The organism is Novosphingobium sp. TCA1 (assembly GCF_009811895.1).
Taxonomy (GTDB): Bacteria; Pseudomonadota; Alphaproteobacteria; order Sphingomonadales; family Sphingomonadaceae; genus Novosphingobium; species Novosphingobium panipatense_A.
Genome location: NZ_BLJH01000011.1, coordinates 50,606 through 63,263 on the forward strand (window position 1 = coordinate 50,606; position 12,658 = coordinate 63,263).

The following is a 12,658-nucleotide window of genomic DNA, read 5'->3' on the forward strand; positions in this document are numbered from 1 at the left end:
TTCTCGCCCGCTTCGGGAAAATACGGCGCTGCACCCTTAACGCTTTCCCGGCATCGCCGTCCTTGAGGGAAAGGCAATCTCAAGGAGCCAGACTTATGCCCCCCATCGAAGTGGGCCCGACCGGCGCTCTCGGCCCGGTCACTGCCCGGTTTTCCCGCGCCGAGGAGGCGTCCCGCCCGGCGGCGCCCAGTCTCTCGGCATGGTCGGAAAGCCCGGCGGTCGAACCTTCCACGGCGCTCGATCCCGGTGCCGCGCCGATCGATGCGGAACGGGTGGCGATGATCCGCAAGGCGGTGGAGAACGGCACTTATCCGGTGATCCCGACCCAGATCGCCGACGCCATGATCGCGGCGGGCGTCCTGCTCTGGAGCCATGAGGAATGACCGCCAGCCCCGCGCGAGACGATCTGCGCGAGACCTTGCGGCAGATGCTTGCCGTTCTGGAAGCGGAGCGGCAAGCGCTTGCCGGTTTTGATCTCGATGCGATCGTCGGCACGACCCGCGACAAGGACCGCCTCTGCGGAATTCTGGACGGCGCCGCGCTTCTCGAACCCGACGAGGAATGCCGTGGGCTGCTGGAAGCGGCGCGCCGGCTCAACGAGATAAACCGGCAGGTTCGCAACATCATAGCGGCCAATGTCGCGACGCGGCTCAACGTCCTCACCGGAGCCCCGCAGCTTTACCGCGCCGGAGCGAACTATTCGCTCGTCGCCGGTCGCGGCTGACGATCTATCGGTTTCTGGCATGAGCCTTGCAGAACCTTTTCCCGGATCAATCGCCGGGAGTTGCTGGATTGAGCGAGGCAGAGGTCATGGTGGCGGGCACCGGCAGGTCGGTCTCGCCCGGTCCCCCAGAGGCGGCGGCACAGGCGGCGGCACGGGCCGCGATCGCGCGGGCTGCACAGGCCACCGGCATCGACTTTGCCTATCTCATGGCCCAGGCCCGGCTTGAATCGAGCCTAGATCCTGGTGCCCGCGCGGAGACCTCCAGCGCGGCCGGGCTTTTCCAGTTCACCGGCGGGACCTGGCTCGCTACGCTCGGCCGTCACGCGGGGGACCATGGCATGGGCTGGGTCCGGCAGGCCATCGGCGGCAACGGGCTTGCCGATCCCGGCCTGCGCGCCCGGATCATGGATCTCAGGTACGATGCCGATGCCGCTGCGCTGATGGCGGCGCAACTGGCGGGCGACAACCGCGCCGACCTTGCCGCCCGGCTGGGACGGGAGCCGGATGCGACCGAGCTTTACCTGGCGCATTTCCTAGGCTCGGCCGGGGCCGGGCAATTCCTGTCGGCCCTTGCCGCCGATCCTTCGCAGAGTGCGGCGGCGATCCTGCCGGTCGCGGCCTCGGCCAATCGCGCCATCTTCTACCAGGGCGGCGCCCCGCGCAGCCTCGGTGCGGTAATGGAACTCCTGCGTGGGAAGATGGCCGGGGCGATGAATGGAGTGGAGATTGCCGGAAGCGGCTCGCCCACAATCGCTTACCAGGCCTTCGCGGACCTACCGCAAGGCCCCGTAGCCAAGGAATTTCGCAAGAACGCGGATGAGGCCGTCAGGCCTGCCGCCGAAAATCCGCGCATATCGATGGCCGACACCTTGCGCGGCCTGTTCGACCCATCCGGCGCCGATACGCCCGCGCATGTCCGCAAGGCCTATGCGAAGCTGGCGGGGCTGGGGCTGTGAACCGGCTGCTCAACCGCTTCGGTTCCTTGGGCGCGATGGCGCTTCCGGCGGGGATCCTGGCGCTGATCGTGCTGATGATCGTGCCGGTTCCGGCTTTCGTGCTCGACCTGTCGTTCGTGCTGAACATCGCCCTTTCGCTGGCGATCCTGATGGCGGCGATGAATGCGGAAAAGCCGCTCGATTTCTCGTCCTTCCCCTCGGTCCTGCTCTTCGCGACCCTGCTGCGGCTGGCGCTCAACGTGGCCTCGACCCGCGTGGTGCTGGTCCATGGCCATGAGGGTGAAGCGGCGGCGGGGGTGGTGATCGAATCCTTCGGACGCTTCCTGATCGGCGGCAATTTCGCGGTGGGCATCTTCGTCTTCCTGATCCTCGTGATCATCAACCTGGTGGTGGTGACCAAGGGGGCGGGCCGCGTCTCGGAAGTTTCGGCGCGTTTCACGCTCGATGCCCTGCCGGGCAAGCAGATGGCGATCGATGCCGATCTCGCCGCCGGGCTCCTGACCGCGGACGAGGCCAGGGCGCGCCGCCGCGAAGTGTCGACGGAGGCCGATTTCTACGGATCGATGGACGGTTCCAGCAAGTTCGTGAAAGGCGATGCCATTGCGGCCCTGCTGATCCTGGCGGTCAATATCGTGGCGGGTTTCTGCCTCGGCATGATCAGCCACGGCCTTTCCGCGGGCGAGGCGGCGCAGACCTACATCACCCTGGCCATCGGCGATGCGCTGGTTGCGCAAGTGCCCGCGCTGCTGCTGTCGATCGCGGCGGCGGTGATCGTCACCCGCGTTGCGGACAGCCGGGACCTGGCGGGGCAGATCGGCGGTCAGTTCGCTGATCCGCGCACCTGGTTGCCGGTCGGCGTGGTGCTGACTGCCATCGGGCTGATTCCGGCCATGCCGCAGACGGTGTTCCTGCCCGCGGCCGTGCTGGCCTTCGCCGTCTGGCGCGGCCTGCGCAGGCGAAGCGTCCTGCCTCTGCCGGTAGCCGACACGCCGCAGCCGTCCGATCCGCCGCGCATCCTGCTGGAGGACGTCTCCGACCACACGCTCGTCACGATCGAACTGGGTTATGGCCTGGTCCAGCTGGTGGACGAACGGCGAGGGGCGCCGCTGGTCAGCCGCGTCACCGGCGTGCGCAAGCATCTCAGCCAGTCGTTCGGCTTCATCGTCCCGCAGTTCCGCGTTCGCGATGCGCTGGACATGCCGCCGCACGACTATCGCATCGTGCTCGGCGGGGTCACGCTGGGCAGCGCCACGATCCGCGCGGATCGCATTCTTGCCATCGACGCCGGAGAGGCCCGATCCGATCACGATCTGCGGGGCGAGGAAACGCGCGATCCCAGCTTCGGATGCCCGGCCCTGTGGATCGACCCGGCGGCGCGGGACCATGCCACGGCCGAAGGCTTCCTGACCGTGGACGCGGGCACCGTTATCGCCACTCATCTCAACCAGCTCCTTGCCGAACGGGCGCACGATCTGCTCGGGCCCGATGAAGTCAGGATGCTGCTGGAAGGCATCAGGCAGCACGCGGCGGGGCTGGTCGAGACGATCCATCCGCAGCCGCTTTCGCTGGCCGCCATCACGCGGCTGCTGCGCGCCCTGCTGGAGGACGGCATCGCCATCGCCCATCCCCTGCCGATCCTCGCAAGCCTGAGCCGGGCGGTCCAGCAGACCGTCGATCACGATCGGCTGGTCGAACTTCTGCGCGCGGACCTGGGCGCGCTGATCGTCGGACGCGTCTGCCCGCCTTTCGAACGGCTCCCGGTGGTGACGCTGGATGCCGGTCTGGAAGCCGCGATCCTTCAAGGCATGGTCGATCCCGTGACCGGACAGCCGGTGATCGAACCCGACCTTGCTCGCATGATCGGAGAGCGGATCGCGGCGATCTGCGAGGAACGGCGCGAGGAACGGGGCCCCGATGCGATACCGCCGGCGCTCGTCGTGCAGCCCCGCGCGCGGCGGGCGCTGGCCGCGCTGCTGCGGCTGCGCGCGCCGTCCTGTCTCGTGCTGTCGATCGCCGAACTGCCCCCGACCCAGCCGATCGAGGTGATCGACGTGGTTGGCGCTGCCCCGGCCGAGCGCCCGGTGCCGGGCCTCTCCCATCAACCGCAACCTGAAAGCATGGCCGCATGAAACAGGACCAGAGGGGCTTCGGCGCCTACGCCGGGCGTGTTGCCGGAGCCTATCAGGGCGATGTCGGAGACCGCGTCCGCCGTTTCCTGCCGATGGTGCGGCGGCTTGCCTGGCATGTTCACGGCGGCGGACCGGGCGGTAGCGGGGGCAGGCAGGGAATCGAGCTGGAAGACCTGCTCCAGACGGGCCTCGTCGCGCTGACCGAATGCGCGCAGAAGCACCAGGGACCGACCGAGGACGGCTTTGCCGCTTATGCCAAGATGCGCGTTCGCGGCGCCATGGTGGACCTTATCCGCCGCACCGTGCCGATGTCGCGCGGTGCCGGGGAGCGTCGGCGCCAGCTTGCCGCGAAGGAAACCGAACTGCGCGGTATTCTGGGCCGCGATCCGCTGCCCCACGAACTGGCGGCGGCCCTCGATATCGGGGAGGGTGAGCTTGCCGCCTTGCGCGGCGCAAGCCAGCCGCTGCATTTCGAGCCGATCGACGAGGCCTATTCGGATCGGAACATGGCCTTTGCCGAAGATCGCCCGGACAGCCATGCCCTGCTCGCGGACGAGGAATTGCGCGGCACGGTGGCGGAAGCGATCGCCGCCTTGCCGGACCGGCTGAAGCTGGTGGTGCAGCTCTATTTCGTGGAGGAGCTCAACCTGGCGGAAATCGCGCAAGTGCTTCAGGTCTCAATTCCGCGTGTCCACCAGTTGAAGGCGCAGGCGCTGGGCAAGCTGCGCGAAAGCCTGGAGGGCGTGGCGGATATCCTGTGATGGCGGGCGGGCAGGGCCGGAAAGAGGCACTGCCCGCTCTGCGCCTTATCCGAGGTAGATGCCCGCAGGATTGCCGGTGACGCCGGATTCGACTTCGAACAAGGCCCCGTCGAATTCGGATTCGGGCAGGCCCGTCGCCGCCGAAGTCACGAACATGCGGTTCAGCTTCTCGCCCGCAAAGGCGATGTTGGTGATGCGCTTCGCCGGCAGCTCGATCGAGCGTTCGCGGGTGCCGTCTGGCGCGAAGCGGCTGATTTTGCCGCCGTCCCAGTGGGCGGTCCAGAGATAGCCCTCGGCGTCGGTGGTCATGCCGTCGGGGTAGCCGTCCTCTTCGGAGAAGCGGATGAACTCCTCGCGATCGCGCGCGCCGTTCTCGTCCACGGCGAAGCGGTAGATCACGCGGCGGCCCGAATCGGCGTGGTACATCCACTGGCCGCAGGGCGAGAAGGCCGGGCCGTTGGGCACGGTATAGTCGGTGTCGATCACCTGCCATTCGCCCGAAGGGGAGAGGCGATAGAGCGAGCCGGTCACGTCCTCTTCGGCCATGTCCATGGTGCCGCACCAGATCGCGCCGTGGCGGTCGGCCTTGCCGTCGTTCATGCGATTGCCGGGGAGGTGCGGTTCGGGATCGTTGCGCTCCGAGATGGTCAGCGGATCGAGCGTGATGTTCGCCACGCCGTCCTGGAAGCCGCCGATGAGTCCGCCTTCCGCGCGCGGGGCGACCCAGCCGAGGCGGGCGGGCATGTCCCAGCGCGTCACGGTATTGTCGGCCAGGCTGAGGCGGTTGAGCGCAGGGGCGAGGATGTCGACCCAGTAGAAGGCATTGTCGCGCGCGCTCCAGAGCGCGCCTTCGCCCAGGGTATCGCGGACGTCGCGATCGATCTTGCGCCAAAGGGTCATGAAACTCTCCCTAAAAGTAAATCGGCCCCCGCCCCGTCCTTTCCCTTGAGGGGACAGGAAGGGACGAGGGCCGAAAGGTCATCCGACGGCTAGGTCGGACAGGATCTCAGTGCGATCAATGGTTATCGCCCTTAGTGGTTGTCCCTGGGCAGGCCCATGGTCTGGGCGATGCGCTGGTACTTTTCGGCGCCTTCGAGGATCGCGCCGGTGTCCATCTGGCCGACGACCGAGCGCTGGATTTCCTGCCACGGCGTCTGCGAGGCCGGGTAGGGGTAACCGCCCTTGGCTTCCAGAGCGGCACGGCGCGCGGCCAGTTCCTCGTCGGAGATCAGCACGTCCACGCGGCCCTTCTTGAGGTCCATGCGCACGCGGTCACCGGATTCCAGCAGGGCGAGGCCGCCCATGGCTGCGGCTTCCGGCGAGGCGTTGAGGATCGAGGGGCTGCCCGAAGTACCCGACTGGCGGCCGTCACCGATGCACGGCAGCGAGTGGACGCCTTCGGTGATGAGGTACGAAGGCGGACGCATGTTGACGACTTCCGCTGCGCCCGGATAGCCGATCGGACCGGCGCCGCGCATGAACAGCAGGGTGTCGGGGGTGATGCCGGTGGCCGGATCGTCGATGCGGTGGTGATAGTCCTCGGGACCGTCGAACACCACGGCATTGCCTTCGAAGGCATCCGGGTCTGCGGGGTTCGAGAGGTAACGGTCGCGGAACTCCTTGGAGATCACGCTGGTCTTCATGATCGCGGCATCGAACAGGTTGCCCGACAGGACCAGGAAGCCGGCTTCCTCGACCAGCGGCTGGTCGAAGGGCTTGATGACCTTCTCGTCCTCGATCACGGCATCGCGGCAGTTGTCGCCCATGGTCTTGCCGTTGACCGTCATCGCGCTCTCGTGGATCAGGCCCTGCTTGATCAGCTGCGCGATCACGGCGGGGACGCCGCCTGCACGGTAGTAGTCTTCGCCCAGGTATTCGCCGGCGGGCTGGAGGTTCACCAGCAGCGGGATCTTGTGGCCGATGCGTTCCCAGTCCTTCAGCGGCAGGTCGACGCCGATGTGGCGGGCGATCGCGGCAAGGTGGATCGGGGCATTGGTCGAACCGCCGATGGCGGCGTTGACGGCGATGGCGTTATGGAACGCGTCGAGCGTCAGGATGTCAGAGGGCTTGAGGTCCTCGTGAACCATGTCAACGATGCGCTTGCCGGTGCGCCATGCGCATTCCTGGCGGTCGCGGTAGGGCGCGGGGATCGCGGCCGAGCCGGGCAGCATCATGCCGAGCGCTTCGGCGAGCGAGTTCATCGTCGTCGCCGTGCCCATGGTGTTGCAGTAGCCGGTCGAGGGGGCCGACGAGGCGACGAGCTTGATGAAGCCGTCGGCGTCGAGTTCGCCTGCCGCCATCATCTCGCGGCCCTTCCAGACGATCGTGCCCGAACCGGTACGCTCGCCCTTGTGCCAGCCGTTGAGCATCGGGCCGACCGAAAGCGCGATCGCCGGGATGTTCACGGTAGCGGCGGCCATGAGCAGCGCCGGGGTGGTCTTGTCGCAGCCGGTGGTCAGCACCACGCCGTCGAGCGGGTAGCCGTAGATCGCTTCGACCAGGCCGAGGTAGGCCAGGTTGCGGTCGAGGCCTGCGGTCGGACGCTTGCCGGTTTCCTGGATCGGGTGAACCGGGAATTCCAGCGCGATGCCGCCCGCTTCGCGAATGCCTTCGCGAATGCGTTCGGCCAGCACGATGTGGTGGCGGTTGCAGGGCGACAGGTCGCTGCCGGTCTGGGCGATACCGATGATCGGCTTGCCCGAGCGAAGCTCTTCAAGGCTGATGCCGAAGTTCAGGTAACGCTCCAGATAGAGCGAGGTCATGTCGATATTGTCGGGATTGTCGAACCAGGCGCGCGAGCGCAGCTTCGGTGCAGTCTTGTTGTCGGTCATGGGCGATCGTTTCTTTTCGAGGTCAGCGCGAAGAGGTGGAAACGCGGTAGATCATGACATGCTTGTAGGGCTTGCCGGGATCGACGCGGGTGGACGGGAAATTCGCGTGGTTCGGCGAGTCCGGGAACTTCTGCGGTTCCAGTGCGATGCCGTCGCCCATGCGGTAGAGGTGGCCGTTCTTGCCGATGAACGTGCCGTCGAGGAAGTTGCCCGCGTAGAACTGCACGCCCGGTTCGGTGGTCAGCAGTTCGAGCACGCGGCCCGAAGCGGGATCTTCCAGGCGGGCGGCCAGTTCGGGGGCCTTGGTGATGCCCTTGTCGAGGACGAAGTTGTGGTCGTAGCCGCGGCCCATGAGGATCTGCTCGTCCTTGCCGTCGCGGACGCCTTCGCCCACCGCGCGGCCCTTGCGGAAGTCGAACACGGTGCCGTCCACGGGGCGCAGTTCGCCAGTGGGGATCAGCTTGTCGTTGACCGGAGTGAAGCGGCCTGCGGGAATGGTCAGCACGTTCTGCATGGCGTCGCGGGGCGCGCCTTCACCGGCCATGTTGAAGATGGCGTGGTTGGTCATGTTGAGCACGGTCGGCTTGTCCGTGGTCGCCTCGAACACGATCTGGAGGTTGCCCTTCTCGTCCAGCGAGTAGGTGACCTTGGTCTTGATCGTGCCGGGATAGCCCGAATCGCCGTCGGGGCTGACGAGCGAGAAGACCGCCGTGGCCACCGGGCCGGACTTGATCGATTCGAGCTTCCAGTTCTGGACGTCGAAGCCCTTGCCGCCGCCGTGGAGCGACTGGCCGTGGTCGTTGCCGGGCAGCTGATAGGTCTTGCCGTCGAGCGTGAATTTGCCGTCGGCGATGCGGTTGCCGTAACGGCCGATGGTGGCGCCCCAGTAGTTCGGGCGCTTTTCGTAGCTGGCGATGTCGTCGTAGCCTAGCAGGATGTCGGCCAGCTTGCCCTCGCGGTCGGGCGCCATCATCTTCCACAGGGTGGCGCCGTAAGTCAGGATCGTGGCCGAGACGCCGTTGGCCGCCTTCAGCGTGACCGCGCTGACCTGCGCGCCGTTCGAAAGCGTTCCGGCCGGAGCCTGCGAGGCATCGGCGGCGAGTGACGGTGTGGAAAGTGCCAGGGCCGGGGCGGATACCGCCATTGCTACGAACGCCTTGCGCAGTTTCCTCATTATCCTGGCTCCCATATCTGTCCTGTAAGTCATTTCCGCATCGTGTTACCGGACGCTGTCAGACGACGACGCCCATTGACGATATTGCTTCCCGCATATAGTCCGACAAATAGAAAGAGCGCAAGCCGGTTTGCCGCAGGGCACGGCGCGGTTCACTGGTTTAGAGAGGATAGTCATGCCCCCAGTGGTTTCATCTGGAGATGCCCCGGTGCTTCACGCCCAGCCAGCGGGCGTCCGTTACGGCCCGGCGCTGACGCTGCTTGCCAGCCTGTTTTTCATGTGGGGCTTCATCACCGTCATCAACAACACGCTGCTGCCGCACCTGCGCAGCGTGTTCGACCTCAGCTACACCCAGACGACGCTGATCGAATCGGTGTGGTTCATCGCCTATTTCGTGGCCTCGATTCCCTCGGCCAAGCTGATCGAGCGGGTCGGCTATCAGAAGTCGCTGGTCATCGGTCTGCTGATCATGGCGGCGGGCGCGCTGGGCATGACTCTGGCGGCGAGCATTCCGTCCTACGGCGTCACGCTGGTCATGCTCTTCGTGATCGCCAGCGGCATCACCCTGCTTCAGGTCGCAGCGAATCCTTATGTCGCCGTCGTCGGCAAGCCCGAGACCGCGTCCTCGCGCCTGAACCTGGTGCAGGCGCTCAATTCGGCGGGCACCATGCTGGCCCCGCTCTTCGGCGCATACCTGATTCTCGGCCGTTCCAAGAGCGGCACTTCCGCCGCCGGAACCGTGCTGACCGATGCCGAGCGCCTGGCTGACGCCCATTCGGTGATCCTGCCCTACGCGCTCGTCGCCGTGGTGCTGGTGATCCTGGCGGTGGTGATTGCCAAGTTCCCGCTGCCCGCGATGGGTTCGGCGAACTCGCGCCTTGCCAAGGAGCAGCGCAAGCATCTCTCGCTGTGGAGCCACCGCAACCTCGTTTTCGGCATTCCCGCGATCTTTATCTACCTGATTGCCGAAATCGGCGTGGCGAACCTCTTCGTGAACTTCGTCAGCCAGCCCGACATCGCCAACCTGACGCATGAGCAGGCTGGCAAGTACCTCACTTTCCTGTGGGGCGGCATGATGGTCGGCCGTTTCGCCGGTTCCGCGATCATGCAGCGTTTCGACGCCGGCAAGGTCCTGGCCTTCTTCTCGGTCGGCGCTTTCGCGGTGATGATGATCACCGTCTTCGCCCATGGCCCTGTTGCCATGTGGTCGCTGATCCTGGTCGGCCTGTTCCACTCGATCATGTTCCCGACTATCTTCACCCTCGGCATCAAGGGCCTCGGGCCGCTGACCGAGGAAGGCTCGGGCCTGCTCGTGATGGCGATCGCAGGCGGCTCGCTGGTGATCGTGCAGGGCTGGCTGGCCGACAACTACGGCCTTCAGAACTCCTTCCTGCTGACCGCGATTTGCGAACTCTACGTGCTGTTCTACGCCCTGTGGGGCAGCAAGACGACCAATGCGGAGCCGGATCTGGTTCCCGAGCCTGCCGAGTAACCCGGCAGCCTCTGGCGCAACGAAAAGGCCCCGGCGAGCGATCGCCGGGGCCTTTTTCTGTTTGGGTGGTGAGAAACGCGTCGTCCCGGACGACGAGGCTTACTTATCGGACGCCTTGCTCTTCTCCATCGCGCTGCGGGTATCCTCCAGCGCCAGATCGACCAGCACGTTCATCGCCTCGGCCGCCGCTGCCGCATCGCCTGCCGCGATGGCGTCGTAGACGCGCACATGGTCGGGGATGGGGTTGCGGGGCAGGGCGCGGGCGCGCTGCTTGAACTGGGTGGTCCAGTTCACCGCCGCGCCGATCGAGGCGCTGAGCGTGAGCAGGGCATCGTTGCGGGTGGCCTGGAGAATCGCGTTGTGGAAATCGCGGTCCGCCGCGCGCCCGGCCTCGGTGGTGAGGGTATGGCGACGCATGGCGGCCAGCGCGTCCTTCATCGCCTTGAGATCGTTCTTGTCGCGGCGCTGCGCGGCAAGGCGGGCGGCGGCGGGTTCGACGATGGCGCGCAGTTCGAACAGGCTGCGCACGAATTCGATGTCTGGCTCTCCCGCAAAGGCCCAGCCGAGCACTTCGGGGTCGAGCAGATTCCAGCGATCGCGGGGCAGCACGCGCGTTCCGGCCTTGGGGCGGCTCGCCACCAGCCCCTTCGCGCTCAGGACCTGAATGGCCTCGCGATAGGCGCTGCGTGAGACTTGCAGTTCCTCGGCAAAGGCAACTTCACCGGAAAGAATGTCTCCGGGCGCATATTTGCCGGACAAGATAGCCGTTCCCAGTTTATGGGCGATGGCGCCGTGCAGGCGTCGTCCGGGGCCCCGGGCCTCGTCGGCGGGTCTTGCACTTTCTTCTTCGTTCACAAAATTGGCTTCTGACACTGTTATTGGCACCTCTCCGAGGGAAGGTAACAGCCCTTCTCATGCGAAGGAACGACAAACATTGCGTTTCTGATGCGCTGGGAATATGTCGGAGTAAATAGGGAGACCCCAAATGACCGAATTCCGTTCCATCGTGGCCGAAACCGGCGAGCCCCAGGGCGAACCGCTGGCCGTGAACGGCCCTGCCGATGTCGCCGCCGCCTGCGCCGCAGCGGCTGCCGCATTCGATACCTACCGTGCCACCGACCGTGAAACCCGCGCCGCGTTCCTCGAGCGAATCGCGGACGAGATCATGGCCATCGGTGATTCGCTGATCGAAGCCTACATCGCCGAGAGTGGCCTGCCCCGCGGTCGCGGCGAGGGCGAGCGTGGCCGTACCGTCGGCCAGCTGCGCCTCTTCGCGGACGTCGTCCGCAAGGGTCAGTGGCAGCAGCTGCGCATCGATCCGGCCATGCCGGACCGCGCTCCGCTGCCCCGTCCCGACCTGCGCCTGCGCATGATCCCGGTCGGTCCGGTCGCCGTGTTCGGCGCCTCGAACTTCCCGCTGGCCTTCTCGACCGCCGGTGGTGACACCGCTTCGGCACTTGCCGCCGGTTGCCCGGTCGTCGTCAAGGGGCACCCCGCCCACCCGATCACCGGCAGCCTGATTGCAGCGGCGATCACCAAGGCGGTCAAGGATGCCGGACTGCCCGAAGGCGTGTTCCAGCATCTGGTCGGTCCGTCGAACGAACTCGGCGCCGCGCTGGTCCAGGATCCGCGCATCATGGCGGTCGGCTTCACCGGCTCGCGCGGTGGCGGTCTTGCCCTCGCCAAGCTGGCCCAGGCCCGCGAAGTGCCGATCCCGGTCTATGCCGAAATGTCGAGCATCAACCCGGTCCTGCTGCTTCCCGAAGCGCTCAAGGCCCGCGGCGAAGCGCTTGGCACCGCTTTCGTCGGTTCGCTGACGATGGGCGCAGGCCAGTTCTGCACCAACCCCGGCCTGATCCTGGCCGTCGAAGGTGAAGGTCTGGACGCCTTCGTCGCTGCCGCCACCGGCGGCGTTTCGGAAGCCAAGTCGCAGACCATGCTGACCACCGGCATCGCCGCCGCTTATGCCAAGGGCGTGGAAGCGCTTGAAGGCAACGCGGGCGTCGAGACCCTGGCCAAGGGCGAAGAAGGCAGCAAGACCACCGGCGGTGCGATCCTGTTCCAGACCACGGCCGCGCAGTTCCTGGCGGACAAGGCCATCGGCCACGAAGTGTTCGGCGCTGCGTCGATCGTCGTGCGCTGCAAGGACGAAGCCGAACTCGCCGGTCTGCTCGAAGGCCTGGAAGGCCAGCTGACCGCCACCCTGCACATGGACGCTGCCGACGAAGCCGCTGCTTCGCGCCTGCTGCCCGTGCTGGAGCGCAAGGTCGGCCGCATCCTCGTCAACGGCTGGCCCACCGGCGTCGAAGTGTGCCACGCGATGGTTCACGGCGGCCCGTTCCCCTCGACCTCCGATCCGCGCACCACGTCGGTCGGCAGCATGGCGATCGACCGCTTCCTGCGTCCGGTCAGCTACCAGAACTTCGCACAGGGCCTGCTTCCGGCAGAACTGCGCGACGCAGCCTTCGGTGACGGCGCTCCCCGCCTGATCGACGGCGCGCTTACCCTCTAACCAGTCCAACCCAATCCCCGCGGCGCGCTCCCCCAAGAAGGCGCGCCGCGGTTAGGGCCAAGTCCCTTCCGGGAGAGAT

The 12,658-nt window shown here is 66.5% G+C and carries 11 protein-coding genes; 7 read left to right on the forward strand and 4 right to left on the reverse strand.

Going from position 1 to position 12,658, the window contains the following annotated elements:
- The first annotated feature begins 95 nt into the window (after positions 1–95).
- The 5 genes from NTCA1_RS14000 to NTCA1_RS14020 all read left to right on the forward strand — a co-directional run bounded on the left by NTCA1_RS14000 (position 96) and on the right by NTCA1_RS14020 (position 4,570).
- Positions 96–383, forward strand: a complete 288-nt coding sequence (locus tag NTCA1_RS14000) for a flagellar biosynthesis anti-sigma factor FlgM (RefSeq protein WP_086492902.1) — start codon at positions 96–98, stop codon at positions 381–383.
- Positions 380–724, forward strand: coding sequence for a flagellar protein FlgN (locus NTCA1_RS14005; protein WP_236549322.1), 345 nt, complete (start codon positions 380–382; stop codon positions 722–724). The genes NTCA1_RS14000 and NTCA1_RS14005 overlap by 4 nt, the downstream gene beginning before the upstream one ends.
- A 68-nt stretch (positions 725–792) precedes the next feature.
- Entirely contained in the window at positions 793–1,680 is an 888-nt protein-coding gene (locus tag NTCA1_RS14010; RefSeq protein WP_236549323.1) for a lytic transglycosylase domain-containing protein, read from the forward strand.
- Between the two features lie 35 nt (positions 1,681–1,715).
- Positions 1,716–3,809 (forward strand): flagellar biosynthesis protein FlhA, encoded by a 2,094-nt coding sequence (locus NTCA1_RS14015; protein ID WP_159831030.1) that lies wholly within the window; start codon positions 1,716–1,718, stop codon positions 3,807–3,809.
- A complete protein-coding gene (locus tag NTCA1_RS14020; RefSeq protein ID WP_159830959.1) occupies positions 3,806–4,570 on the forward strand; it encodes a sigma-70 family RNA polymerase sigma factor in 765 nt (254 codons plus the stop codon). Before NTCA1_RS14015 ends, NTCA1_RS14020 begins: the two co-directional genes overlap by 4 nt.
- A 45-nt stretch (positions 4,571–4,615) precedes the next feature.
- Here the strand turns inward: NTCA1_RS14020 and NTCA1_RS14025 are convergent, their stop codons facing one another.
- The 3 genes from NTCA1_RS14025 to NTCA1_RS14035 form a co-directional block, all read right to left on the reverse strand.
- The gene (locus NTCA1_RS14025) at positions 4,616–5,470 is read right to left on the reverse strand and encodes an SMP-30/gluconolactonase/LRE family protein (RefSeq protein ID WP_159830960.1); all 855 of its coding nucleotides are present in this window, start codon (positions 5,468–5,470) and stop codon (positions 4,616–4,618) included.
- A 131-nt stretch (positions 5,471–5,601) separates the two neighbouring features.
- The gene (locus NTCA1_RS14030; protein WP_159830961.1) at positions 5,602–7,401 is read right to left on the reverse strand and encodes an IlvD/Edd family dehydratase; all 1,800 of its coding nucleotides are present in this window, start codon (positions 7,399–7,401) and stop codon (positions 5,602–5,604) included.
- A gap of 22 nt (positions 7,402–7,423) precedes the next feature.
- The gene (locus tag NTCA1_RS14035) at positions 7,424–8,575 is read right to left on the reverse strand and encodes an aldose epimerase family protein (RefSeq protein WP_159830962.1); all 1,152 of its coding nucleotides are present in this window, start codon (positions 8,573–8,575) and stop codon (positions 7,424–7,426) included.
- A gap of 175 nt (positions 8,576–8,750) precedes the next feature.
- Between NTCA1_RS14035 and NTCA1_RS14040 the strand changes: the two genes are divergently transcribed.
- Positions 8,751–10,067, forward strand: coding sequence for a sugar MFS transporter (locus tag NTCA1_RS14040; RefSeq protein WP_086492907.1), 1,317 nt, complete (start codon positions 8,751–8,753; stop codon positions 10,065–10,067).
- 99 nt (positions 10,068–10,166) lie between these two features.
- Here the strand turns inward: NTCA1_RS14040 and NTCA1_RS14045 are convergent, their stop codons facing one another.
- Complete coding sequence (locus NTCA1_RS14045; protein ID WP_159830963.1) at positions 10,167–10,922, reverse strand: FadR/GntR family transcriptional regulator; 756 nt, start codon at positions 10,920–10,922, stop codon at positions 10,167–10,169.
- A gap of 130 nt (positions 10,923–11,052) precedes the next feature.
- On the opposite strand from NTCA1_RS14045, the gene NTCA1_RS14050 reads away from it, so the two are divergent.
- Positions 11,053–12,579: an aldehyde dehydrogenase (NADP(+)) gene (locus NTCA1_RS14050; protein WP_086492908.1), complete on the forward strand. Its 1,527-nt coding sequence runs from the start codon at positions 11,053–11,055 to the stop codon at positions 12,577–12,579.
- Positions 12,580–12,658: the final 79 nt, after the last annotated feature.

Coding starts and splice junctions, on each gene's coding strand:
- NTCA1_RS14000 (WP_086492902.1), top strand. CDS start 96: ATGCCCCCCATCGAAGTGGGCCCGACCGGCGCTCTCGGCCCGGTCACT.
- NTCA1_RS14005 (WP_236549322.1), top strand. CDS start 380: ATGACCGCCAGCCCCGCGCGAGACGATCTGCGCGAGACCTTGCGGCAG.
- NTCA1_RS14015 (WP_159831030.1), top strand. CDS start 1,716: ATGGCGCTTCCGGCGGGGATCCTGGCGCTGATCGTGCTGATGATCGTG.
- NTCA1_RS14020 (WP_159830959.1), top strand. CDS start 3,806: ATGAAACAGGACCAGAGGGGCTTCGGCGCCTACGCCGGGCGTGTTGCC.
- NTCA1_RS14025 (WP_159830960.1), bottom strand. CDS start 5,470: ATGACCCTTTGGCGCAAGATCGATCGCGACGTCCGCGATACCCTGGGC.
- NTCA1_RS14030 (WP_159830961.1), bottom strand. CDS start 7,401: ATGACCGACAACAAGACTGCACCGAAGCTGCGCTCGCGCGCCTGGTTC.
- NTCA1_RS14035 (WP_159830962.1), bottom strand. CDS start 8,575: ATGAGGAAACTGCGCAAGGCGTTCGTAGCAATGGCGGTATCCGCCCCG.
- NTCA1_RS14040 (WP_086492907.1), top strand. CDS start 8,751: ATGCCCCCAGTGGTTTCATCTGGAGATGCCCCGGTGCTTCACGCCCAG.
- NTCA1_RS14050 (WP_086492908.1), top strand. CDS start 11,053: ATGACCGAATTCCGTTCCATCGTGGCCGAAACCGGCGAGCCCCAGGGC.